Origin of the sequence: Streptomyces venetus (genome assembly GCF_039540295.1) — a bacterium.
Lineage (GTDB): Bacteria > Actinomycetota > Actinomycetes > Streptomycetales > Streptomycetaceae > Streptomyces > Streptomyces venetus.
In genome coordinates, this window is record NZ_BAABET010000006.1 from 225,441 (window position 1) to 249,559 (window position 24,119).

Sequence of the window (24,119 nt, forward strand, 5' to 3'; positions counted from 1 at the left end):
CGGGACGACCGCGCCCCGAAAGGGGCGCGGGGCTGTGTCGACATGCGGCTCCGTCGCGTGGGCGCGACCAGCCACAGGGGACACGCAGCCGAGAGCGGCCGGTCCCGGCCCGAGCTCGTAGCAGCCACACAAGAGAGGCACCCAGTGACGGACGTCAACTCCGAGGCCCCACGCGCCAAGGTGCTCGTCGTCGGCATGGACGGACTGCGCTTCGACCGGCTGGTCCTCTCCGCGTCCGCGGCCCCCGTGCTGCACAGCCTGATGGCCGCGGGCGCCGTCGGCACCAGCCTGCTGCCCTACGGCGAGGCGGACGGCCAGGCCGCGAACGGTCCGTCGACCAGCATGGCCTACACCGACTCCGGGCCCGGCTGGTCGAGCATCCTCACCGGGGTGTGGCCCGACCGCCACGGGGTCACCGGCAACGACTTCAAAGGCGCCGACTACACCCGCTACCCCGACTTCCTGACCCGTGCCGCCACCGCCCGGCCCGGGCTGCGCACGGCGGCCGTGGTGTCCTGGCCGGCACTGGTTCGCCGCGGTACCCTCGGCCGGGCCATCGGCCGACGGGTGCGCCACAACGGCGAATCCAGGGGCTACGAAACCGCGGACCGCCGCGTCGCCCGCACCGCCCTGCGCTGGCTCACCACGTTCGACCCGGACGTCCTGTTCGTGTACTTCGGCGCCACCGACGAGGCCGGCCACGCCACGGGCCCCCTCTCCCCCGCCTACGACCAGGCCCTCCTCGCCCAGGACGCCCACCTCGGACGGCTGCTGGAGGCTATCGACGCCCGGCGCTCGGATCCGCGGCGCGCCGAGGAGCGCTGGACCGTGCTGGTCACCACGGACCACGGTCACCTCGACACCGGCGGCCACGGCGGCGACTCGCGTGCCGAGCGGGAGGTCTTCGTCGTCCTCGCCGAGCCCGGCATGCCCGGGGGCCTCCCGCTCGACACGCCCCGCCTCATCGACATCGCCCCCACGGTCCTGAACCGCCTCGGCATCCCCGTCGACCCCGACTGGGGCCTGCCGGGCCGTGTCCTGCCCCGCCCCACCCCACCGACTTCGGAACGGCCATGACCGACGCACCCTTCGACCCGCTGACCGCCCTGCGCCCCTGGGAGGCACCCGAGGTGACCTCCTGGGGGCGGCTGCCGATGCACGCCGTCGACCGGCGGGCCGGGGCCGTATCCCTGGACGGCGACTGGCGCTTCCAACTGCTGCCCGCGCCGGACGCCCCGCTCGGGGAGGTCTGGTCGTCGTCGTACGTGCCCGGCGTGTGGACCGTGCAGGGCACGGACGACCTCCCGCGGTACCTGAACATCCGGATGCCGTTCGCCGAGTTCCCGCCGGAGGTGCCCGCCGCCAACCCGACGGGGGTCTACGAACGGGCGGTGGACGTGCCGGCCGAGTGGGCCGGGCGGCGGATCGTGCTCCAGGTCGGGGCCGCCGAGAGCGTGCTGCTGGTGCACGTGAACGGGCGTCCGGCCGGCATCTCCAAGGACTCCCACCTGGCCGCCGAGTTCGACCTGACGCCACTGCTGCGCCCCGGGGAGCGGGCCACCCTGCGGCTGACCGTCGTGAAGTGGTCGGACGCCTCGCACATCGAGGACCAGGACCACTGGTGGCACGGCGGGATCACCCGCTCGGTACTGCTCTACGCGAGGGACCCGCTGCATCTCGCGGACGTGACCGTGCGCGCCCGGCGCGACGGCGACCTGCGGGTGGACTGCCGGGTACGGGACACGGGCGGGGCGCTGCCGGAGGGCTGGTACGTCAGCGGGGAGCTGGACGGGCACCTCCTCACGCAGGACGCGGAGTTCGACCGTCTGAACGCCGAGGACGAGCGCGTCTCCGACTTCCTCGGTGAGGCCCGGTTGCGGGCCGCCGTACCGGATGTCCGCACCTGGACGGCCGAGACGCCCGAGCTGTACGGCCTGACCGTCCGGCTGCACCGCGCCGACGGCACCGTCGCCGACACCTCCCGGCACCGGATCGGCTTCCGTGACGTCGAGATCGACGGCCGGGACCTGCTGGTCAACGGTGAGCGCGTGTTCATCCGGGGCGTCAACCGGCACGACTTCCATCCGCTGACGGGACGCACGGTGTCGTACGGCGACATGCGCGCCGACCTCGTCCTGCTGAAGCGGTTCGGCTTCAACGCGATCCGCACCGCGCACTACCCGAACGACCCGGCCCTGTACGACCTCGCCGACGAGCTCGGCCTCTACGTCGTCGACGAGGCCGACATCGAGTCCCACGACCACGCCCACGAGATCGCCGACGACCCGCGCTACCTGAACGCCTTCGTCGACCGGGTCGCACGGATGGTGCTGCGGGACAAGAACCACCCGTCCGTCATCATCTGGTCGCTGGGCAACGAGTCCGACTACGGCGCGAACCACGACGCGGCGGCGGGCTGGGTGCGCCGGCACGACCCGACCCGGCCGGTGCAGTACGAGGGCGCCGCCAAGCGCGGCTGGGCCGATCCCGACCTGGCCTCCGACATCGCCTGCCCGATGTACGCACAGCTGGAGGAGTGCCTGGCGCACGCCATGTCGGGCACCCAGACCAAGCCGCTCATCCAGTGCGAGTACTCGCACGCCATGGGCAACAGCAACGGCACGCTGGCGGACCATTGGGAGGCCATCGAGTCCACCCCGGGTCTTCAGGGCGGGTTCATCTGGGAGTTCTGGGACCACGGCATCCTGCAGCGTGTGAACGACGGCAGACCGGCCGGGCGTGGGGGCGCCGGGCTGTATGACAACGGTGTCGCCGCGCCCGGTCATCGCTGGGCGTACGGCGGCGACTTCGGCGAGACCGACCACGACGGCGCCTTCATCGCCGACGGTGTCGTCTTCCCCGACCGCACGCCCAAGCCGGTGATGTTCGAGCACCGGGAGATCGCCGCGCCGGTGCGGATCGACTGCTTCCGGCACGAGGGCGTCGTCCTGAGCAACCACCAGCACTTCCGGGGCCTGGACTGGCTGGCCGGCGAGTGGGAGCTGTCCCTCGCCGACGGCGCGACCCGGACGGCTCCCGCCGAGCTGCCCGATCTGCGCCCCGGTGAGACGGCCGCGGTGCCGCCGCCGTTCGAACTGCCGGAGGACGGCGGTGAGGCATGGCTGACCCTGCGGGTCACGACAGCCGGGGACGAGCCGTGGGCGCCGCGCGGCACGGTGGTGTGCCTGCCGCAGGTCCGTCTGCGGGCTGCGCGCCCGGTCGAGCACACCCCCGTGCCAGGCCGTCCGGTGGAGGTCGGCGAGGACGGGCTGCTGGTCCATCCGCTGCTGACGGCCGCGCCCACGCTGTCCCTGTGGCGGGCGCCCACCGACAACGACGAACTGGGCGGCATGGCGGCCCGCTGGCGGGACTGGGGGCTTCAGGCACCCGACCGGAAGGTCGTCGCCGTACGGCGTGACCCGGGACGGGTGGCCGTGGTGTGCGACTACCTCTGCACGGGCGGGACCGTCCGTCACGAGCAGGTGTTCACGGCGGTCGAGGGCGGACTGCTCGTCGAGGAGTGCGCCGAACTGCCCGAGACGCTGCACGACGTGGCCCGGGTCGGGTCGGTCTTCGAGACGGCCCCGGGGCTGAACCTGCTGGAGTGGTTCGGGCAGGGTCCCTGGGAGTCGTATCCGGACCGGGAGGCGGGTGCCCCGGTGGGGCACCACTCCCTGCCGGTGGACGAGCTGTTCACCCCGTATCTGCGGCCTCAGGAGAGCGGCGGGCGGCACGGTGTGCGGCGGTTCACGCTGTCCGCTCCGGACGCCACCGGGCTCGCGGTGCGGCTGGACCGGCCCCGCCAGGTCTCCGTGACCCGCCATCGCGCGGCCGATCTCGCCGCTGTCGCCCATCACGACGAACTGGTGCCGCGGGCCGGGTGCGTGGTGCACATCGACGCGGCGCACCGCGGGCTGGGCACGGCGTCGTGCGGGCCCGACACCTTCGCTTCCTACCTCGTCGCGGCCGGCGTCCATCGCTGGAGCTGGACGCTGCGCGTTCTCTGAGTTTCCTCCCCTCTCAGTCACCCCGTTCTCAGTCACCCCATGGAGCACCCGTGTGCGTTTCGCATGACCACGACCTGGGCGAGGCGCCCCAGGCCGGTGCCGGAAGACGCGGTTTCCTCCGTGCCACCGCGCTGCTCGGCGCCACCGCCGCCGCGGTGAGCGCGCTGCCGGCCCTCACCGCCGAGGCGGCCTCGACCGCGAGTTGGCGTCCGGACCCGCGCAGCCGCCGCTTCACGCTCGCCGTGATGCCGGACACGCAGTACCTGTTCGACGGGCCGAGCATCGACAGGGCTCCGGTCGAGGCGTCGCTGCGCTATCTGCTGGAGCACGGCCGGGAGGAGAACATCGTCTTCCTGTCGCATCTCGGGGACCTCACGCAGAACGGCGCGAAGGACGAGTTCGCGGCGATCGGCGAGGCGTTCGGGCTGCTGGACCGGCGGGGAGTCGGCTACAGCGTCCTGGCCGGCAACCACGACGTGAAGTCGTCGACGACCGACCAGCGCGGCGCGACACCGTACCTGGACGCCTTCGGGCCGAAGCGGTTCGAGGGGAAGCCGACGTTCGGCGATGCCTCCCCGGACGGCTACAACACCTTCCACCGGTTCGCGGCGGGCGGCCGGGAGTGGCTGGTGCTCGCGCTGGACTGGCGGCTGTCGCCGCAAGGGTACGCGTGGGCGAAGGAGGTCCTGGCCGAGCACCCGAAGACCCCGGTGATCCTCACGACGCACGAACTGGTCGTCGAGGACGACACGCTGTCGGACTACGGGCAGCAGCTGTGGGACCGGCTGATCGAGGACCACGACCAGATCTTCCTGGCCCTGGGCGGGCACTACTGGCCCGCCGGCCGCGCGACGCGGAAGAACGCGGCGGGGCACGACGTCCATCTGCATCTGACGAACTACCAGAACCGCTACTTCGGCGGCGCGGCGATGATCCGCCTGTACCGGTTCGACCTGGACCGCGGCGTCATCGACGTGGAGACGCTCTCGCCGTGGATCCTGGGCCGGGCGTCGAAGGGACTCAACGAGCTGGAGCGGCAGGAGATGGAGCTGAGCGGCGACGCCGACCGCTTCTCCGTCGAGATCGACTTCCAGAAACGCTTCTCCGGCTTCGCTCCCGTGCCCGCCCGGCCGGCCCGGCCCGTCTCGGGGATGCTGCTGCCGGGCACGGTGGCCTACTGGCGTTTCGAGAAGCCCGTCGACGGCACGAAGGGAACGGTCCGCGACCTGTCCGGGCGGGGCAACGACCTGTCCCTGGTCACGGTCGGCGAAGGCGCGCTGGGCTGGTCGGCGGACCATCACCCCGACCAGCCGGGGCACGGCAGCCTGGAGTTCCAGGGCTTCAGGTCGCCGCTGAAGGGCGCGTACCTGCGCACGGTCGACGGCGCCCCGCTCAGCAAGGCCACCTTCGAGGACGGCTACACCATCGAGGCGTTCTACCGTCTGCCCGCCGACTGGGACCCGGACCACCACGCCTGGTCGGGCCTGGTCTCGCGCACGGGCACGGGCGGCGCGGCCGGCAAGACCGCCGACGACCCGGACGAGCCGCTGGCCACGCTGTCGCTGTCCAACGACCGTGAACCGCAGTGGGCGATGCGCCCGCTCAACCAGCAGGGCATCGCCACCAACTGGGGCCAGGAGACCCCGCTGGAGACCTGGTGGCACCTCGCGGTCGTCAACGACGGCAGGCACAGCACGCTGTACGTCGAGGGCTGCCCGGTGCTCCGCAACCCCAAGGCGCCCTCCGTCGGCATCACGTCCGTGGGGCTGCCGTGGCTGCTGGGCGGCTACGAGTACGGCGGCAAGATCGACCAGATCTTCCACGGCCGGCTCGGCGACGTCCGGATCGTCGCACGGGCGCTGCCCGTCACCTCCTTCATGAACCACTGAGATCCCGAAGGGCTTGTCGATCATGACCGAGCAGCAGTTGCCCGCCTGGGCCGACCCGTCCGTCTCTCCCGCCGCCCTCGACCCGCAGGGTGTCTCCCGCCGCGGGCTCCTGCGCCGCGCCGGCCTGTTCGGCGCCGCGTTCGCCCTGGGCTCGGCGGCCACCCCCGCCCTGGCCGCCGGTGACAGCGGGCGGCCTACCGACGAGGACCCCCGCCTCGCCTACCTCGTCGGCGACCACCACATCCACTCCGTCTACAGCCACGACGCCAAGTACACGTTCTCCCAGCTGGCCGCCGCGGGCGCGAAGTACGGTCTGGACTGGTTGGTGTTCACCGAGCACTCCAACTTCGGGCACGCCGATTTCGGGGCCGCCCTGGAGCACCGGGAGATCCTGAAGGCCCGCGCGGAGAACCCGCGGCAGCTGATCTTCCAGGGCCTGGAGTGGTACATCCCGGCGGCCGAGCACTGCACGGTGTTCACCCCGCCCGGCCGGCACGAGGTCGACCTGCTCACCCGCTTCGAGCGCGCCTACGACGGCAAGCTCCTCGCCTACGACAAGGGCGGCCCGGGCGACGCCGACACCGCCCGCAACGAGGCGCACGCCGTCAAGGCGATCAAGTGGCTGGCCGAGCAGCGCCGTTCGGGCTACGTCGACGACGTCCTGGTGCTCGCCAACCATCCCCTGCGCCTCGGCATCGACTCCCCGCACGAGCTGCGCGCCTGGCGGGACGCGGCGCCCGAGATCATGATCGGCATGGAGGGCGCGCCGGGCGCCCAGGGCGCCGCCATCCCCGGCCGGCGCGGCGCCACCTCGATCCGCGGCGAGTACGAGAACAAGCCGTCCGCGCAGTCCTGGCCCGGCTACCCGGCGGACGCCTACCTCACCTACGGCGGCTTCGACTGGGCGACCGCCACCGTCGGAGGTCTGTGGGACTCGATGCTCGCCGAGGGCCGGCTGTTCTCGATCACCACCAACTCCGACGCCCACCGGATCGTCTTCGACACCTGGAAGAACGGCGACTGGCCGGCCGGGCAGAACTTCGACAACACCGGCAAGCTGCCCGACCCGGTGAACACCGACACCCCGCAGCCCGGCAGCGACTTCTGGCCCGGCCAGTTCAGCCGCACCCACGTGGGCGTGACCGGCTACGGCTACCGCGCGGTCATGGCGGGCCTGCGCGCGGGCCGGGTCTGGCTCGACCACGGGCATCTGCTGGACGGGATCGAGGTGCGGCTGAAGCGGGAACACGACCGGGGCCGGGGCGTGACGCTCGGCGGCCGGCTGCGGGTCCGCAAGGGCGAGAAGCTGACGCTGGACATCACCGTGACGACGGCCTCGCGCCCCAACCCGCAGGGCGTCCTGCCCGAGCCGGCGCACGTGGACGTCATCCGCGGGGCGGTGCGCGGCCCGGTCACCGACCGCGACACCTGGAAGGCCCCGGACACCCGGGTGGTGCGGTCGCAGGACGTCTCCGGCCGCACGGGCACCTACACCCTGCGCGTCCCGCTGACCGCGGGCGACGAGTCCTTCTACGTCCGGCTGCGCGGCAGCGACGGCAACCGCAACGGCACCGGTTACCTGGGCGCCTCGGTCGACCCGCACGGGCCGATCCCGCACGCGCCCGGGGACGGTGACCCGTGGGCGGACACGTGGTTCTACACGAACCCGGTCTTCGTCGACGTGGAAGGGGCCTGATCGGGCGGAGGTACGGTGGGCCGCGTGACCGGTGAAGAGTCGCTGCGGCCCCAGTCCCTCATGCTGACGTTCCTGGGCGACCAGGTGCTCGGGCGTGACGTGTGCGTGTACTCGGGCAGCGTCATCGACGTGTTCGCTCGCGCCGGTGTCGGCGAGCAGGCGACCCGCTCGACGCTGGCCCGCATGGTCAAGCGCGATCTGCTGCGGCGCCAGCGGGAGGGCCGCCGCATGTACTTCGGGCTGACCGGGCGCTCGGAGGCGGTGCTGCGCGACGGCGAGCGGCGCATCTGGCAGGCGGGTGCCGTCAACCGGCACTGGGACGGCACCTGGACCCTGCTCGGCTTCTCCCTGCCGGAGTCCTGGCAGCGCCAGCGCCACGACCTGCGCTCCCAGCTGACCTGGAGCGGCTTCGGCCCGCTGTTCAACGGACTGTGGATCGCCCCGGGCGAGGTCGACGTGTCGGCGCTGGTGGCCGAGCTCGGGCTGTCCGCCCATGTGAAGATCTTCCGGGCGCACGCGGACGCCGGCATGGACATCGGCCAGATGATCGAGGAGACCTGGGAACTGTCCGACCTGGCGGCCCGCTACGAGGGGTTCGTACAGCGCTGGCAGCACTGGGAGGACGCCCTGCCGGACGCCGACGACGCCCTCGTGCTGCGGCTGCGGCTGCAGACCGAGTGGCTGCGGATCGTCCGGCGCGATCCCCGTCTGCCGGTCAAGCACCTGCCGGACGACTGGCCGGCGGAGCAGGCCGAGAAGACGTTCCGGACCGTGCACGACCGGCTGTCGCCGCTCGCGCACGCCTCGGCGGAACGCCTGCTCGACCTGGTGCCCGCGCGGTCTCAGACGTAGAACCGCGACAGGCTCTGGAGCACCGCGGCCGGCTTGGCGCCGCCCTCGATCTCGATGGCTCCGTCGACCGTGATCTGAACGCCGCCCGGCACGTCCTCGACCTCGGCGAGCTTCGCCGTCAGCCGGATGCGGGAGCCCACCTTCACGGGGGAGGGGAAACGCACCTTGTTGAGGCCGTAGTTGACCTTGGTCGTCACGCCCTGGACGTCCAGCAGCTCGGTGAACAGCGGGATGAAGAGGGAGAGCGTGAGATAGCCGTGCGCGATGGGCGCGCCGAAGGGGCCCTCCTCGGCCCGCTCGGGGTCCACGTGGATCCACTGGTGGTCCCCGGTCGCGTCGGCGAAGGTGTCGATGCGCTCCTGCGTGACCTCGATCCACTCGCTGGTGCCGAGGTCGCCGCCGGCGAGCTTCCTGAGTTCGTCGAGACCGTTGACGGTGATGCTCATACAGCTGTCCTTCACTGGGAGTCGGAGCCGTAGCGCTTGCGCACACGGGACTTGAGGAGCTTTCCGGAGGCGGTGCGGGGCAGTTCGTCCGCCAGCACCACCGACTTCGGGATCTTGTACTTGGCGAGGCGGCCCGCGAGCGACGCGAGCACCTCGTCGGGGTCGAGTGCGGCGCCCTCGCGGGGCACGACGACCGCGCGCGGCACCTCGCCCCACTTGTCGTCCGGGACCCCGATCACCGCGCACTCGACGATGTCCGGGTGGGCGAGGAGCTGGTCCTCGATCTCGGCGGGGTAGATGTTCTCGCCCCCGGAGATGATCATGTCCTTGATGCGGTCGACGATGTGGACGTAGCCGTCCTCGTCGATCTGGGCCGCGTCGCCGCTGCGGAACCAGCCGTCCGCGAAGGACGCGGCCGTCTCCTCGGGCAGCCCCCAGTAGCCGGGCATGACGTGCGGCCCGCGGACCACGACCTCTCCGACCTCGCCGACGTCGACCGGTGCGAGGTCCGGCCGGACGACCCGTACGTCGCTGAAGAAGTGCGGCACTCCGGCGGAACCCGCCTTGCCGATGGCGTGTTCGGCGTCCAGGAAGAGCGTGCCGGGGGCGGCCTCGGTCATGCCGTAGCCCTGGAGGAAGGTCAGGCCGCGCTCCTGGTACGCGGCGATCAGCGGGGTCGGGACCGGGGAGCCTCCGCAGGTCAGGATGCGCAGCGAGGAGAGGTCCGCATCCGGCCAGCGCGGGTGCCTCGCCACCTGGTCGAACATGGTCGGCACGCCGAACATGAAGGTGATGTGGTGCCGTTCGACGAGGTCGAAGGTGGAGTCCGGGTCGAAGGCCTCGACCAGGACGCAGGCGCCGCCCTTCAGCAGGACGGGGAGCGTCAGCATGTTCAGGCCGGCGGTGTGGAACAGCGGGGCGGAGACCAGGGCGCGTTCGTCGGCGATCAGGTCGGTGTCGACGAGGACGTTGATCGCGTTCCAGGTGAGGTTGCCGTGGGTGAGCATGGCCCCTTTGGGGCGGCCGGTCGTGCCCGAGGTGTACATGATGATGCAGGTGTCGTCCGGGGCGACCGGCGCGTCGATGGGCTCGGGGGAGGCCGAGGCCAGCGACTCCTCGTACTCGGCGCCCACTTCGAGATAGGTCCGGACGTCCGTGCTGCCCGGCAGGCCCGCGACCAGGCCGGCGTGCGAGGGGCCGTAGACGAGGGCCTTGGCCCCGGAGTCGGCGAGCTGGTAGGCGATCTCGGGCCCGGCCAGGCGGGTGTTGAGGGGCACGAACACCGCGCCGAGGGTCCCGGCCGCGAACAGGGTCTCCAGGTAGGAGGGGTGGTTCGGGCCGAGGTAGGCGATGCGGTCGCCGCGGCGGACGCCCCTCTCGCGCAGCGCGTGGGCCAGGCGGGTGGTGCGCGCGTACAGGTCGGCGTAGGTACGGGTGGTGTCGCCGTGGATCAGGGCGGTGCGGTGCGGGGTCTTGCGGGCCCGGCGTGCGGGCCACGACCCCAGTCCCTCGTTGCGCATGTCACGCCCCTTACGGTCGCGTCAGCCCGAGCAGGCGGGCGGCGTTCTCCTTGAGGATCTTCGGCCGGACCTCCTCCTTGATCGTCAGCTTGCCGAAGTCGGCGAGCCAGCGGTCGGGGGTGAGGACGGGGAAGTCGGAGCCGAAGAGGACCTTGTCCTTCAGCAGGGTGTTCGCGTACTGCACGAGCTGCGGCGGGAAGTACTTCGGCGACCAGCCGGACAGGTCGATGTGCACGCCCGGCTTGTGCGTGGCGACGGCGAGGGCCTCGTCCTGCCAGGGGAACGACGGGTGGGCCAGGATGATCTTCAGGTGCGGGAAGTCGGCGGCGACGTCGTCCACGTGGAGGGGGTTGGAGTACTTGAGGCGGATGCCGCCCCCGCCGGGGACTCCGGCGCCGATGCCCGTCTGGCCGGTGTGGAAGAGGGCGATGGCGCCCGTCTCCTCGATCACCTCGTACAGGTCGTACGCCACCGACCGGTCGTTGGGGAAGAACCCCTGGATGCTGGGGTGGAACTTGAAGCCCCTCACCCCGTACTCCTCGACCAGGCGACGGGCCTGCTTCACGCCCGCCTTCCCCCGGAAGGGGTCGATGGAGGCGAAGGGGACGAGGACGTCGGCGTTGGCGGCGGCGGCCTCGGCGACCTCCTCGTTGGGGACGGGCGGGGTGCCGGTGGCGGACTCGGCGTCGACCGTGAAGATCACGGCGGCCATCTTCCGCTCGCGGTAGTACGCGGCGGTCTCCTCCAGGGTCGGCTTCCGCTTGCCCTCGACCTTGAAGTAGGCGGAGGAGGCGTCGTGCAGATCGTCGTCCAGGGAGGAGTGGCCCTTGGAGGACACCTCCGCGTGGGTGTGGACGTCGATCGCGACCAGCGACTCCAAGTCCATCACGGGGTCCATCACGCCTCCGGGAGCTTCGGCGCCGGGATGCCGACCGACTGGAGCTCGGCACCGACCGACGTGGGCCAGGCGTCGGCCAGGGCGGCGGGGGTCCAGCCGCCGTCGGCGTACGCCGCCCTGATCTCCTGCGGATGCGACCAGAGTGCCACCTTGTCGCCGCCGATGCCGATGGCCTGGCCGGTGACGCCCCGGGCGGCCTCGGAGGCGAGGAAGGGGACCAGGGCCGCGCAGTCCTCCGGGGTGCCGAAGCCCTCGCCCTTGCGCAGGAAGTCCGGCAGCGGCGCACCGCCGCGCATGGCCTCGACGTACGGGGCGAAGGCCGGGATCGTCTCGGTCATCGCGGTCGCGGCGACCGGCACGATCGCGTTGACGGTGATGTTCGCGCGGCCCAGTTCCATGGACCAGGTGCGGGCCATGGCGGCGATGCCGGCCTTGGCGGCGGCGTAGTTCGTCTGGCCGAAGTTGCCGCGCTGTCCGGCCGGGGAGCCGACCAGGATCAGCGTGCCGCCCTCGCCCTGCTCGCGCATCCGGACGGCGGCGGCGCGGGCGCAGGTGAAGGTGCCCTTGAGGTGGGTGGTGATCACCGCGTCGAAGTCGTCGTCGGTCATCTTCCACAGGACCTTGTCGCGCAGGATGCCCGCGTTGGTGACCAGGACGTCCAGTCGCCCGAACTCCTCGACCGCGCGGTTCACCAGCCGCTCGGCGGCCTCGGCGGTGCCGACCGGGACGACCTCGGCGACGGCCCTGCCGCCCGCTTCCTCGATGGACTTCACGGCCGCTTCGGCGACGGCCTCGTCGACGTCGTTGACGACCACGGACGCGCCGTGGGCGGCCAGGGCGTGGGCGTAGGCGAGGCCGAGGCCCCGGCCGCTGCCGGTGACGACGGCGGCCTTGCCGGAGAGATCGATGCTGGGCACGGGTGGGTCCCTTCACACGGTGAGGCGGGTGGGGCTTCGAGATCGAAGCTAAGAGCAATAATTGTTGACGTCAATAGTTGTTGGTGACCTACGGGTGCGAGATGCTGGAATCTCCAGGAAGCACCGAGCACAGGGAGCCCGCCATCACACGCCAGAACGTCACCCCGAAGCCCATCGACGCCCACGAGCCGTGGATGCGCGGGCTGCACGCCGACACGGGCTACCTGCTCTACCGCCTGGGCCTGCGCTCGGGGCAGCTCTTCAACTCCTGCCTCCAGGAGTCGGGGCTGCGCCTGCGCCACTACGCCGTGCTGCGCTTCCTCGCCACCACCGAGGGCGCCCTCCAGCGCGAGCTGAGCACCCGGCTCGGCTACGACCCGAGCGCGATCGTCGGCCTGGTCGACGACCTGGAGAAGCAGGGGTTCGCCGAGCGCCGCCCCGCCCCCGACGACCGTCGCAGCCGGATCGTCGTCCTAACCGAGAGCGGCCGCGCGTTCCTGCGCGACACCGACGAGGCCGGACTGCGGGTGACCAACGAACTCCTCGGCCCACTGGACGAGGCCGAGCGGGAGACGCTGCACACGCTGCTGCTGCGGATCGCGGAGGACGGCCTGAACTGATGTTGTGCAAATGATTGACGGCTGCACGATGGATGCATAACTTCACGGACCAACCGCGACCCGTCCCCAGGGAGCTCCCCGTGCAGCCATCCCCGTCAGCCGCTCAACCCTCCGCCGATTCGCGGCAGTTGCGCCGTGTCGCCGTCTCCGGCCTGCTCGGCACCACCGTCGAGTTCTACGACTTCCTCGTCTACGGCACCGTCGCCGCGCTCGTCTTCGGTGACCTGTTCTTCCCGCAGGCCGACCCGGCGGTCGGCACCATCGCGGCGTTCGGGACCTTCGCCGCGGGCTATCTGGCCCGCCCCCTGGGCGGCATCGTCTTCGGCCACTTCGGCGACCGGATCGGGCGCAAGTCGATGATGCTGCTGACCATGGTCCTGATGGGCCTGGGCAGCTTCCTCATCGGCCTGCTGCCCACCTACGACGCGATCGGGGTCTGGGCCCCGGTGCTGCTCGTCGCCCTGCGCGTGGTGCAGGGCATCGCGATCGGCGGCGAGTGGGGCGGCGCGATGCTGATGGTCGTCGAGCACGCCGAGCACGCGCAGGGCTCCCGGCGAGGCCTGTGGTCCAGCTTCACCCAGCTCGGCGCCCCGCTCGGCTCCGTGCTGTCGGCCGGCGTGGTCACCCTCGTGGCCGGCCTGCCCGACGACGAGTTCCGCTCCTGGGGCTGGCGGGTGCCGTTCCTGCTGAGCATCGTGCTCCTGGCCGTCGGGCTGTTCGTGCGTCTGAAGGTCGCCGAGAGCCCGCTGTTCGCGCAGGTCAAGCGGGAGCCGGTGGACAGGCCGCCGATCGTGGAACTGCTGCGCCGCCCGAGGCCCGTGCTGCTCGCCGCCTGTGTCGGCATCGGCGCGTTCACCACGCAGTCCCTGCTGACGAGCTTCATGATCTCCTACGCCGTCGACGAGGGGTACACCCGCCCGCAGGTGCTGACCGCGGTGACCGTCGCCTCCTGCGTGGCCCTCGCCGTCCTGCCCGCCGCGTCCGCGCTGTCGGACCGGGTCGGCCGCCGGCCCGTCGTCCTCACCGGCGCCCTCGCCTCGGCCGCGCTCGCGTTCCCGGTGCTGGCGCTGGTCGACTCCGGCTCGCCCGGACTGCTGATCCTCGCCCTCGCCCTCGGCCACGGCGTCGCCCAGTCCACGATGTACGGGCCGCTGGGCGCCCTGCTCACCGAGATGTTCGGCACCCGCGTCCGCTACACCGGTGCCTCCCTCGGCTACCAGGCGGCCACCCTGGTCGGCGCCGGGTTCTCCCCGCTGATCGCCGGCAGCCTCCTCGCCTCGTACGGAGGCGGGAGCACGCCGGTGTCGCTGCTGCTGTGCGCGGGCGCGGCGATCACCGCCGTCACCGTGTGGCGCCTGCGCGAGACCCACACGGACGCCCTGGACTCCCCCGCCGCCACCCCCACCCTGGAAGGAACCCCGCGTTGAGGATCCGCCTCGCTTTACTGACCACCTGCCTGTCCCTGGCAACGGCCCTGCCCGCGCAGGCCGCCGACGCCACCGACAGCCACCTGGAGGGCAAGCTCCCCTCCGGCGCCGCGTACGTGATGGACGTACCCGCGTCCTGGAACGGCACCGTGCTGCTGTACAGCCACGGCTACACCCCGGCCGGAGCCCCCAACCCGGCCCAGAACACGCCGGGTACGGCCGCCCGCGACAAGCTGCTGGCGCGGGGCTACGCCCTGATCGGCTCCTCGTACGCGACGAACGGCTGGGCTGTCACGGAGGCGGTGCCCGACCAGCTCGCCACGCTGGATCTGTTCACGGAGAAGTTCGGTCCGGCCCGGCGGACGCTCGCCTGGGGCACCTCGTACGGCGGCTTCGTCACCAGCATGCTCGCCGAGCGGCACGCCGACCGGTTCGACGGTTCGCTGTCGATGTGCGGGCTGGTGCAGGGCGGCGTCGCCAACTGGAACAGCACGCTGGACCCGGTGTTCGCGCTGCGCACGCTGCTCGCGCCGGACTCCGGGGTGCGGCTCACGGGGTTCGCGGACCAGGCGGAGGCGGTCACCGCCGCGAAGACGCTCTCCTCGAAGGTCGAGGCCGCCCAGCGAACGCCGGACGGCCGGGCCCGGACCGCCCTGGCCGCCGCTCTGCACAACATCCCCGGCTACAACGACTCCGCGCAGACCGAACCGGGCCCGACCGACTGGGCGGCCCAGCAGTCCAACCAGTACGCGGCGGTCCGGGGACTTCTCCAACTGCCCGCGTTCAGCTGGCGGCAGGAGGCCGAGAGCCGGGCGGGCGGCAACCCGTCCTGGAACACGGGCGTCGACTACACCGCGATGTTCGCCCGGTCCCCGCTGTACAAAGAGGTGACCGAGCTCTACAAGGAGGCGGGGCTGTCCTTGCGCACCGACCTCTCGGCCCTGGGCCGGGCACCCAGGGTCTCCGCCGATCCGCAGGCCGTGCGGTGGATGCGGAACACCAGCGTGCTCTCGGGCCGGCTCGCCGACCCGCAGCTGAACATCCACACGACCGGTGACGCGCTGATCCCGGTGCAGGCGGAGAACGCCTACCACCGGGCGGCCACGGGGGCTGGCTCCGCGGGGCTCCTGCGCCAGGCGTACGTCGAGGGCCCGGGCCACTGCACCTTCACCACGGGCGAGACGCTGGCCGCGCTGCACACCCTGGAAAAGCGCCTCGACACCGGCCGCTGGGACGTACGGCCCGACACCCTCAACTCGACGGCGGCCACGGAGGATCCGGCGGCCACACCCCGCTACGTCTCCTACCGCCCGGCCGCCTACCCCCGCCCCTACGACCTCGCCCACCCGGGAGACACCCGGCCATGACCGGCACACGGGGCGCCCCCACCGCGCCCGAACGGCTGCTGTCCGTGCTCGCGGCCTTCGACCACGAGCACCCGGCCCTGTGCCTGACGGACATCAGCCGGCGGGCCGGCCTGAGCCTGACCACCACCCATCGTCTGGTGGGCGCGCTCACCGAGTGGGGCGCCCTGGAACGCGACGGGTCCGGCGTCTACCACGTCGGGCTCCGGCTGTGGGAGCTCGCCGCGCTGGCTCCGCGCGGCCTCGCCCTGCGGCAGATCGCGCTGCCGTACCTGGAGGACCTGTACGAGGCGACGCACGAGAACGTACAGCTCGCCGTGCGGGACGCCTCGGACGTCGTCTACATCGAGTGGCTGTCGGGCCGGTCGGCGGTGGGCGTGCACATCCGGGTCGGCGCCCGCTGGCCGCTGCACGCCACCGGGGTCGGGCTCGCCCTGCTCGCCCACGGCGGTCCGGAGCTCCAGGAGAAGTACTGCGCGGGCGAACTCGCGTCGTTCACCCCCTACACGATCACCGACCCGGTGCGGCTGCGGCGCGAGCTGGCCGAAGTGCGCCGCACCGGGGTCGCGGTGAGCGACCGCCAGGTCACCCGGGACGCGCTGTCGGTGGCCGCGCCGGTGCGCGGGGCCGACGGGTCGGTGACCGCCGCCGTGTCCGTCGTGGTGCCGCAGGCGGACGCCCAGGTGCCGGTACTGGTCCCGGCGGTCCGGGTGGCGGCCCGGGGGATATCGAGGGCGCTGGGGTGGCAGCCCGAGCGGGGCTGAACCGCGCGGCGCCGTGCCGGGACCGCGCGGTCCGAAGCTCGTGCCCCGCTCAGCAGTTGCCCGGCATCGGCTTGCCGGCGAAGCGGTCGCCGAGCCACTTCACCACGTCGTCGACCGCCTGGAAGTCCCCGAGGAGGTGGTCGCCGGGGTAGACGTTCCACTGGGTGGGGATCCGGGCGGCGCAGTAGGCCTGCCGGGTGGCCTCCTCGGTCTCGGCCGGGATCACCTCGTCGAGGAGACCTCGGTACTGGAGCACGGGGAACGGGATCTCGTAGCGGGCGCCGGATCCCGCGGGGCCCACCCCTGCACCGAGCTTGTTGCCGTCGACGACCTGGCCCCAGGTCCTGCCGTCGGGGCCGCGGAGCGCGAAGATCTGATCGAGTGTCAGCCGATCCTCGGTGTAGTTCTCCGTCCGGCCGCCGGCGAAGCGCGCGAGGGTGCCGACGAGACAGAGCTTCTTCGCGTCCCGGACCGCCGTCCGGCCCTCGTCGTCGAGGAGTTCCTCGAAGGGCATCTCCGGGTTGGTCGTGGCCATGCCGATGACGGCGTCGAGCAGGAACCCGGCGAACGCACCGCCGTCGAGGCTCTTCGCGACGACCTTCAGATCTCCGGGCACCCCGCCGGACGCCACGCCCGCGACGTTCAGCCCCGGGGCGTACGACCGCGCCAGCTGCGCGGCCCACAGGCTGCCGGCGCCGCCCTCGGAGTAGCCCCACAGGCCGACCCGGGCGCGCGGGCTCAGCCCACTGCCGGGCACCTTCGGCGCCGCCCTCGCGATGTCCAGCAGCGCGTGTCCGGCGTCGGCTCCGGAGACGTACGGATGGACCTGGCCGTCCAGGTAGCCGGCGCCGTCCGTGGCGGCGACGGCGTACCCGGCGCGCAGCAGCGCGGCGATGTTGCCGCCCTCGTAGGCGTCCTGGTACTCGCCGGCGAGCTGCTTGGAGAAGGCGCACTGCGGGCCGATGCCGAGCGTGCCGGGCGCGAACGCGACCAGCGGACGCTCCCCGGAGCCGGTCCACGCCGCCCGGGGCACGACGACCGTCCCGGCCACCGCGACGGCCCGGCCCCGTCCGTCGGTGGACGCGTACTGCACCTTCCAGGCGGTGAACGGGACGTCGTCGCCGACCATCGGCAGGGCGTCGACCGGGCGGCAGGCGAGGAGGGTGCCCGGGGCCGCCGTGACACTCGCGGGAGGCCGGTAGATCTCGGCGTCCACGGCGGCGCAGCCGTCCGCCGGACGCGCGTCGGCCGTCGCCACGGGCACGGCGAGGGCGGTCGCGAACAAGGCACCGACACCGAGCAGCGCGACTCTGCGCACCGCCGGCTCGGCCGATCTGTGTGACATCACGTCAGAGCTTCCCTTCCGTGGGGTGAAGCGGAGGCGTGACGACGGTACGAACGAGTAGGTGAGCAGTGATAGTTAAGAAAATACGAACCGGGGCGGTGCGAAGTGCGCGCCGATGACAACGTCTCGCCGGTGCCGGAGGAAAAGGCTTTGAGCGCGGCGGCGCACCGCTGCTACTTTCGCGGTGGACCGTGAATTCGACCTTGGAGGTGAGCCCCGTGAACACAGTTACCGGTGGGTGCTCCCCCAACTCGTCACGGTCCGGCGGCTGACGTTCGGTGTCGCCGGGAGCGCCTGAGATCGAGGCACTCCTGGAGGGAGACTCCGATGGACACGAAGCCTTTCCCAGCCGTCCCGGGCGAGAACGCGGTGATCATCACACGCGTCGCGGACCGGCAATGGCACGCACTGGACGACGACCTGGTGGTCGGCCGCGGGCATGCGGAGCACCGGCCCGACGGACGCTTGTTCGTCAGCATCGACGCGTGGCACGACGCAGCCTTCGACCGGCTCGCCGAGGCGATGTCGGCGGCACTGCCGGCGCCGCTGTACACGGTGGTCGACGAAGCCGACGTCGAGCTGACGGCCGGCTGGCGGCGGGCCGGATTCACGGTCCGGCGCCGCGAGTGGGAGTACGCCGTGCCGACCGACCCACGGGTCACAGGACTCCAAGCGGTCCTGCCGCCTTCGGGCGTGACGATCGTGCCGGCCGGTCAGGCGGACGAACGTCTGCTGCGGGCGCTGGACCGTTCGATCCGTGACGAAGTCGAGGCGACCGTCGGGTGGCGGTCGATGCCCGCGGAGGTGGTTCCCCGCCCCGAGGGCGACACCATCGTCGACCCGTCGGCGTACGCGGTGGCCGCGGCGCAGGACCGCTACCTGGGTCTGATCCGGGTGGCGCGGGTGAAACGGCCGCGCATCGGGCTGGTCGCGGTCCTGGCCGGGGAACAGCGCCGCGGCATCGCGCGGGCACTGCTGGCCCACGCGCTGGGGGCCCTGCACCGCTCCGGGTCCGCCACGGCCTGGACCGAGGTCCACGAGTCCAACCGGGCGGCCTCGGCGCTGTTCCGGGGGCTCGGCGCCCGGCCGACGGGCAGCAACCTGGAGCTGGTGCGATGACGAGGAACAAGAACGTCATCGAGGTCGAGGGCAAGGTCGTCGAGTGCCTGCGCAGCGCCATGTTCACCGTGGAGCTCGAGAACGGCCACCAGGTGCTCGCGCACATCAGCGGGAAGATCCGCAAGAACTACATCAAGATCATGCTGGAGGACCGGGTGCTGGTGGAACTCCCGCCGTACGACCTGACACGGGGCCGGATCGTTTTCCGGTACCGGAACTAGCGACGGGCCGCACCTCCCGCAGCACCCGCATCTCCCGCGGTAGCTGACCCTGGGGCCCTGGTCGCGGCGTTTCCGCGACCAGGGCCCGTTGAGGGCCCGCGGGTGATCGCCGGCGTCGCCGTGTTTTTCTTGACGGTGCTGGCTCATGCCGCTGTTCGGCGTCCCCCGCGCGGCGTCAGGGCCCGGGCCCGTACGCCGCGTGGTCCGCCGAGCCGCCGGCGCCGAGCGGGCCGGTGCAGGGGACGGGATCGGCGGCCTCCAGGCGGGGCAGCTCGTGGCGTGCCACCCGCATCACCACGGCCGGCAGGGCCGCGCGCACCGGCTGGGCCAGCCGTAGCCACGGCGGGGCGTACACGGCGGTGCTGCGGCGCTCCACGCCCCGGACCAGGCGGGCGGCGACGGTGTCGACGCCGTACACGCGGCGGGCCGGCGGAGGCATGTGACCGCGCAGTTCGCGCAGGACGGCGTACCGGTCGGCGGCGCGGATCATGTCGGTGTCCGTCCAGCCGGGATAAGCGACGCCCACGCCGACCCCCCGGTGCGCCACCTCCGCGCGCAGGGCGTGCGCGAAGGCCTCGACCCCGGCTTTCGAGGCGCAGTAGGCGCTCATCAGCGGGGCGGCGCCGATCGACGCCAGGGAGGCGACCTGGAGGAAGTAGCCGGCCGTGCCGATCAGGTCCGGCAGGAACGTCCGGGCCGTCTGGGCGCTGCCCGTGAGGTTGACGTCGACCACCCGGCGCCAGGCGGCCGGGTCCGTGGCGAGGAACATGCCTCCTTCGGCGATGCCCGCGTTCGCCACCACGGCCGAGGGCCGTCCGAGGGCGGCCCGGACCGTGTCGGCCGCGTCCTCAAGGGCCGCGAGATCGGTGATGTCGGCCTCGACGGCCAGCGCCGGGCCCGGCAGGGACGCGGCGACCTCGTCCATGGCCGCCTTCTCGTGGCCGAGGAGCGCCACCCGGGCGCGGCGCCGGGCGGCTTCGCGTGCCATGGCCGCGCCCAGGCCGCGGGCGGCTCCGGTGATGACGACCGTACGCTCGGCGAGCGGGCTGCTGCGCATGGGCTGCCCTTCCTTCGGTCTCTGAGCGGGCGTCTCGTTCGTTGCTCCTCTCGGACCGTTGCATTTCGTCTCCTCCTCGGCTCCCGCGAACGGTCGGGCGGGGCCGGGTCCCGGCCGGGCCGGGCGTCAGTGCCTGGTCCCCGTGCGGTCGCGGTGCGTCAGGAGCCGCTGGACTCCGGCCAGGCCGGGCGGACGGTGGCGGCGCAGTGCGGCCCGCGCGGCGTTGGCTCCGGGCGCGCCGTGCACGCCGCCGCCCGGGTGGGCTCCGGAGGAAGCGAGGAAGAGGCCCGGCACCGGGGTCTCCGGGCGCCCGGTGCCGGGCACGGGACGGAAGACGAGCTGCTGGTGCAGCGCGGTGGTGCCTCCGTTGATGGCGCCGCCGGCCAGATTGCCGTCGAGCGCCTCCAGCGTGGGAGGCGCCAGGATGCGGCGGGCTCGGATCAGGGCGCGGAAGCCGGGCGCGAACCGCTCCACCTGGCGTTCGACCCGGTCGGCCATGAGCTCCTGGTCCTTGGTGTCCCAGCGGCCGGTGATGCCCTCGTCGGCGGCGTCGGCGGCGATCTCGTGGGGGATATGGGTGTAGGCCCAGGCGGACTCGGTGCCCCGTGGGGAGCGGGTGGCGTCGGCGGTGGTCATCTGGCCGAAGATCGCGAAGGGACGGTCCGGGACCTGCCGCATCGCGATCTGCGCGGCGAAGCGGGTGAGCTCGTCCAGGCCGTCGGCGAGGTGCACGGTCCCGGCCCGGGAGGCCTGTTCGGCCTGCCAGGGCACCGGGCCGTCCAGCGCCCAGTCCACCTTGAACGTGGCGAAGTCCCACTGGAAGCGCCGCAGGTCGTCCAGCACCTGGGCGGGCAGGTGCGCGGGCTCGACGAGCTCGCCGTACAGGGCGGGCACCGACACGTCGGCCAGCACCGCCCGGCGTGCCGCGAGGGCGTCACCACCGGCCGTGCGCACACCGACGGCCCGGCCGCCGCGGACGACGATCCGCTCGGCGCGCCGACCGCAGTGCACCCGTCCGCCCCGGGTCTCCAGGCGTCTGACCAGGGCCCTGGTCAGAGCGCCGGAGCCGCCCTCCGGGACGGGGAAGCCGTAGGTCTGTCCCAGCATGGTCATCAGCCAGCCGAAGCCGCCGCTGCCGGCCGATTCGGGGGCGAGGTCGGCGTGCAGGGCGTTGCCGGCCAGCAGCAGCCGGCCGCCCTGGCCGCGGAACTCCTCCTCGCCCAGGCGGCGCACCGGCAGCACCAGCGAGCGTGCCATGCGCAGGCCGCCCGCCGCTCGCAGCCGCCACGCCAGCCGGGCCCCGGCGCGGACCGGCGGGAAGGGGGTGAACAACGCGTCCAGGAGATCGGGGCGCAGACTCTGCCACACGTCGTGCAGCGCGTGCCAGGCTGCCCCGTCGCCCGGTGCGAAGGTCTCGACGGACGCCGCGGTCGTCCCGATGTTCCGGTCCAGAAGGGCACAACTGCCGTCGGTGAGGGGGTGTGCCAGCACGCTCGGCGCGTGGCTCCACCGCAGTCCGTGGTCCTCCGGGCGCAGTGCGGCCAGGACGGGCGAGGCGGCGGCGAGGGGGTAGAAGGAGCTGAAGAGGTCGTTGACGAAGTCAGGGTCCACGCCGCGGTCGTGGCGCACGGCGCCGCCCGGCTCGGGCTGCTCCTCCAGCACCTCGACGCTCCACCCGGCGTCCGCCAGCAGGTTGGCGGCCACCAGGCCGTTGGGCCCCGCGCCGATCACCACGGCGTCAGGCATCGCGGGCTCCGTCGGTGCCGCGCCCCACCGTCACCTGGCCGAGGGCGCGGCGGGCTCCTCCGGTGTCCGCGGCCTCGTTCTCGCACAGTCTGGCCAGCCGGGCCAGCATGGCGCGGTGGCGCAGCTGGATCAACGCCTCGAAGCCGACGTTGTGCAACCGGCCGCCGGCCCCCAGCAGAGGGTGCTCGTCCACGATCACCAGGCAGTGCTCGCCCCACGGCCGCAGCTCGATCGCGATGCGTGCCGTGCCGAGGACGCCGGCGTGGGCCTCCAGCTCCAGCCGGGCGCCTTCCTCGTGGTGGCGGACGACCGTCTCGTTGTCGAGCCGCACCGGTCCGAGCCGGACCTGGTAGCGGATCGCCGCGCCGGTACGCGGCCATCGGCCGCGCAGCGGGTGGGACTCCGAGGTTCCCACCACCCACTCCGCGTAGCGGTTCCCGTCGGCGAGGACGGCCCACACCTCGCGCGGGCTGACTCGGATCAGGCGATGGCGAACGGCCACGGAAACCTCCAGTGGTGGTCCGGACCGGCTGGTCCGTCGTCCCGCCCGAGTGCCCCCCGCAGCGCCTGTTCAACAGCGGGTGCGGTGACGTCACCCCTTTGACGTGTGGTGAGTGCGCGCCAGCCTCGTCTGAGAGCGCTCTCGACCCGGGCTGGGAGGGCGCGACCGTTCAAGCTCTGCATCCAGCGGCCGCCCCGCACTTTTCCCGGCTTTACCTCTTGACGGCCCGGGTGCCGTGGAGCACATTGACGGCACCCTGAGAGCGCTCTCAACCTCCCCACCCGCAACCGAGAGGCATCCCCACATGAGTGACACCTCCGGCAGACTCCGCGCTCGCCACCCCTTCCGGCGGGCGTTCGTCGCCGTGGTCGGCACGCTCGGCCTCGCGGCGGCCGCCACCACCGCGGCGACCCCGACCGCGAGCGCCTCCGCTCCGCCGCCCCCGTCGGGCTGGAACCAGCTCTTCCTGGACGACTTCACCGGACCCGCGGGCAGCGGCGTCAACACCTCCGACTGGCAGTACGCCACCGGCAAGGGCTACCCGGGCGGCCCCGCCAACTGGGGCACCGGCGAGATCGAGACGATGACGAGCAGCACGGACAACGTCTCGCTCGACGGCAACGGCAATCTGCGCATCACCCCGCGACGGGACGCCGCCGGCAACTGGACCTCCGGCCGCGTCGAGACCAACCGCACCGACTTCCAGCCCCCGGCGGGCGGCAAGCTCCGGGTCGAGTCACGCATCCAGGTGCCGAGCGTCACGGGGGCGGCGGCCAAGGGCTACTGGCCCGCCTTCTGGATGCTGGGCGCCCCCTACCGCGGCAACTACTGGAACTGGCCGGCCGTCGGCGAGCTGGACATCATGGAGAACACCCAGGGCATGAACACGGTGTTCGCGACGATGCACTGCGGCACCTCGCCGGGCGGCCCCTGCAACGAGACCAGCGGCATCGGGAGTTCGACCAGCTGCCAGGGCACCACCTGTCAGGCCGGCTTCCACACCTACCGGATGGAGTGGGACCGCTCGACGAGCGTGGAGGAGATCCGCTTCTTCCTCGACGGCGTCAACTTCCACACCGTGCGCGCCGACCAGGTCGACGCGACGACCTGGCGGAACGCCACGGACCACGGTTTCTTCATCATTCTCAACGTGGCGATGGGCGGCGGCTTCCCCGACGCGTTCGGCGGCGGCCCGGACGCCGGGACGCAGCCCGGCAGCCCCATGGTCGTCGACTACGTCCAGGTCCTGTCGTCCGGGGGCGGCACCACGCCCCCGCCGACCGGCGGCCGCGACGCCTACTCCACCATCCAGGCCGAGTCCTACGACGGCCAGTCCGGGGTGAGCACCGAGTCGACGTCCGACTCCGGCGGCGGCCAGAACGTGGGCTCCCTGGCGGGCGGCGACTGGCTGCACTTCAAGGGCGTGAACTTCGGTTCATCGGCGGCCCGGCAGTTCAACGCACGGGTCGCGAGCGGTGCGGCGAGCGGTGTCAGTGGGCTGGTCGAGGTACGGCTGGACAGCCGGAGCAACGCGCCTGTCGGGAGCTTCGCGGTGGGCAACACCGGCGGCTGGCAGTCGTGGCGGACGATTCCGGCGAACATCAGTTCCGTGACGGGCACGCACGACGTCTATCTGACCTTCACCAGTGGTCAGCCGCAGGACTTCGTCAACGTCAACTGGTTCACCTTCGGGCACTGATCCCGGCCCTGCCCGTCCTCGACCAGGGGC

Annotated in this window: 20 protein-coding genes; 12 read left to right on the top strand and 8 right to left on the bottom strand. The window is 72.5% G+C overall.

The window, feature by feature from the left end; all coding sequences use genetic code 11:
• Positions 1-42: 42 nt before the first annotated feature.
• From ABEA82_RS21135 to ABEA82_RS21155, 5 genes are read left to right on the top strand one after another with little or no spacing between them, the layout of a single operon-like run.
• Positions 43-1,077, top strand: a complete 1,035-nt coding sequence (locus ABEA82_RS21135) for an alkaline phosphatase family protein (RefSeq protein WP_345663135.1) — start codon at positions 43-45, stop codon at positions 1,075-1,077.
• Positions 1,074-4,007 carry a glycoside hydrolase family 2 TIM barrel-domain containing protein gene (locus ABEA82_RS21140; RefSeq protein WP_345663136.1) on the top strand — a complete coding sequence of 978 codons (2,934 nt, stop codon included), beginning with the start codon at positions 1,074-1,076 and terminating at the stop codon, positions 4,005-4,007. Before ABEA82_RS21135 ends, ABEA82_RS21140 begins: the two co-directional genes overlap by 4 nt.
• 50 nt (positions 4,008-4,057) lie before the next feature.
• A complete protein-coding gene (locus tag ABEA82_RS21145; RefSeq protein ID WP_345663137.1) occupies positions 4,058-5,896 on the top strand; it encodes a LamG-like jellyroll fold domain-containing protein in 1,839 nt (612 codons plus the stop codon).
• Between the two features lie 22 nt (positions 5,897-5,918).
• Positions 5,919-7,592, top strand: a complete 1,674-nt coding sequence (locus ABEA82_RS21150) for a PHP domain-containing protein (RefSeq protein ID WP_345663138.1) — start codon at positions 5,919-5,921, stop codon at positions 7,590-7,592.
• A gap of 24 nt (positions 7,593-7,616) precedes the next feature.
• Complete coding sequence (locus ABEA82_RS21155; RefSeq protein WP_345663139.1) at positions 7,617-8,444, top strand: PaaX family transcriptional regulator; 828 nt, start codon at positions 7,617-7,619, stop codon at positions 8,442-8,444.
• Here ABEA82_RS21155 and ABEA82_RS21160 read toward each other — a convergent pair.
• Genes ABEA82_RS21160 through ABEA82_RS21175 form a run of 4 tightly spaced genes read right to left on the bottom strand, consistent with a single transcriptional unit; the run spans position 8,435 to position 12,225 of the window.
• Positions 8,435-8,890, bottom strand: a complete 456-nt coding sequence (locus ABEA82_RS21160; RefSeq protein ID WP_345663140.1) for a MaoC family dehydratase — start codon at positions 8,888-8,890, stop codon at positions 8,435-8,437. The genes ABEA82_RS21155 and ABEA82_RS21160 overlap by 10 nt on opposite strands.
• An 11-nt stretch (positions 8,891-8,901) precedes the next feature.
• Positions 8,902-10,410: an acyl-CoA synthetase gene (locus tag ABEA82_RS21165; protein WP_345663141.1), complete on the bottom strand. Its 1,509-nt coding sequence runs from the start codon at positions 10,408-10,410 to the stop codon at positions 8,902-8,904.
• Between the two features lie 10 nt (positions 10,411-10,420).
• Entirely contained in the window at positions 10,421-11,296 is an 876-nt protein-coding gene (locus tag ABEA82_RS21170; RefSeq protein WP_345663473.1) for an amidohydrolase family protein, read from the bottom strand.
• Between the two features lie 11 nt (positions 11,297-11,307).
• Positions 11,308-12,225 (bottom strand): SDR family NAD(P)-dependent oxidoreductase, encoded by a 918-nt coding sequence (locus ABEA82_RS21175; protein WP_345663142.1) that lies wholly within the window; start codon positions 12,223-12,225, stop codon positions 11,308-11,310.
• A gap of 194 nt (positions 12,226-12,419) precedes the next feature.
• Between ABEA82_RS21175 and ABEA82_RS21180 the strand changes: the two genes are divergently transcribed.
• From ABEA82_RS21180 to ABEA82_RS21195, 4 genes are all read left to right on the top strand, one after another.
• The gene (locus tag ABEA82_RS21180; protein WP_345663474.1) at positions 12,420-12,845 is read left to right on the top strand and encodes a MarR family winged helix-turn-helix transcriptional regulator; all 426 of its coding nucleotides are present in this window, start codon (positions 12,420-12,422) and stop codon (positions 12,843-12,845) included.
• An 80-nt stretch (positions 12,846-12,925) separates the two neighbouring features.
• Positions 12,926-14,272 (top strand): MFS transporter, encoded by a 1,347-nt coding sequence (locus tag ABEA82_RS21185; RefSeq protein WP_345663143.1) that lies wholly within the window; start codon positions 12,926-12,928, stop codon positions 14,270-14,272.
• Positions 14,269-15,639: an alpha/beta hydrolase family protein gene (locus ABEA82_RS21190; RefSeq protein ID WP_345663144.1), complete on the top strand. Its 1,371-nt coding sequence runs from the start codon at positions 14,269-14,271 to the stop codon at positions 15,637-15,639. Before ABEA82_RS21185 ends, ABEA82_RS21190 begins: the two co-directional genes overlap by 4 nt.
• On the top strand, positions 15,636-16,400 hold the full coding sequence (locus ABEA82_RS21195; protein WP_345663145.1) for an IclR family transcriptional regulator: 765 nt from the start codon (positions 15,636-15,638) through the stop codon (positions 16,398-16,400). Before ABEA82_RS21190 ends, ABEA82_RS21195 begins: the two co-directional genes overlap by 4 nt.
• Positions 16,401-16,449: 49 nt before the next feature.
• On the opposite strand, the gene ABEA82_RS21200 is transcribed toward ABEA82_RS21195, so the two are convergent.
• The gene (locus ABEA82_RS21200; RefSeq protein ID WP_345663146.1) at positions 16,450-17,745 is read right to left on the bottom strand and encodes a lipase family protein; all 1,296 of its coding nucleotides are present in this window, start codon (positions 17,743-17,745) and stop codon (positions 16,450-16,452) included.
• Positions 17,746-18,072: 327 nt separating this feature from the next.
• On the opposite strand from ABEA82_RS21200, the gene ABEA82_RS21205 reads away from it, so the two are divergent.
• Entirely contained in the window at positions 18,073-18,864 is a 792-nt protein-coding gene (locus ABEA82_RS21205) for a GNAT family N-acetyltransferase (RefSeq protein WP_345663147.1), read from the top strand.
• On the top strand, positions 18,861-19,085 hold the full coding sequence (gene infA / locus ABEA82_RS21210; protein WP_007386266.1) for a translation initiation factor IF-1: 225 nt from the start codon (positions 18,861-18,863) through the stop codon (positions 19,083-19,085). The genes ABEA82_RS21205 and infA overlap by 4 nt, the downstream gene beginning before the upstream one ends.
• Positions 19,086-19,260: 175 nt before the next feature.
• On the opposite strand, the gene ABEA82_RS21215 is transcribed toward infA, so the two are convergent.
• The 3 genes from ABEA82_RS21215 to ABEA82_RS21225 form a co-directional block, all read right to left on the bottom strand.
• Positions 19,261-20,142 (bottom strand): SDR family oxidoreductase, encoded by an 882-nt coding sequence (locus ABEA82_RS21215; RefSeq protein ID WP_345663148.1) that lies wholly within the window; start codon positions 20,140-20,142, stop codon positions 19,261-19,263.
• A gap of 126 nt (positions 20,143-20,268) precedes the next feature.
• Positions 20,269-21,888, bottom strand: coding sequence for a phytoene desaturase family protein (locus ABEA82_RS21220; protein WP_345663149.1), 1,620 nt, complete (start codon positions 21,886-21,888; stop codon positions 20,269-20,271).
• Positions 21,881-22,390, bottom strand: a complete 510-nt coding sequence (locus ABEA82_RS21225) for an SRPBCC family protein (protein ID WP_345663150.1) — start codon at positions 22,388-22,390, stop codon at positions 21,881-21,883. Before ABEA82_RS21225 ends, ABEA82_RS21220 begins: the two co-directional genes overlap by 8 nt.
• A gap of 304 nt (positions 22,391-22,694) precedes the next feature.
• On the opposite strand from ABEA82_RS21225, the gene ABEA82_RS21230 reads away from it, so the two are divergent.
• Positions 22,695-24,089: a glycoside hydrolase family 16 protein gene (locus ABEA82_RS21230; protein WP_345663151.1), complete on the top strand. Its 1,395-nt coding sequence runs from the start codon at positions 22,695-22,697 to the stop codon at positions 24,087-24,089.
• Positions 24,090-24,119: the final 30 nt, after the last annotated feature.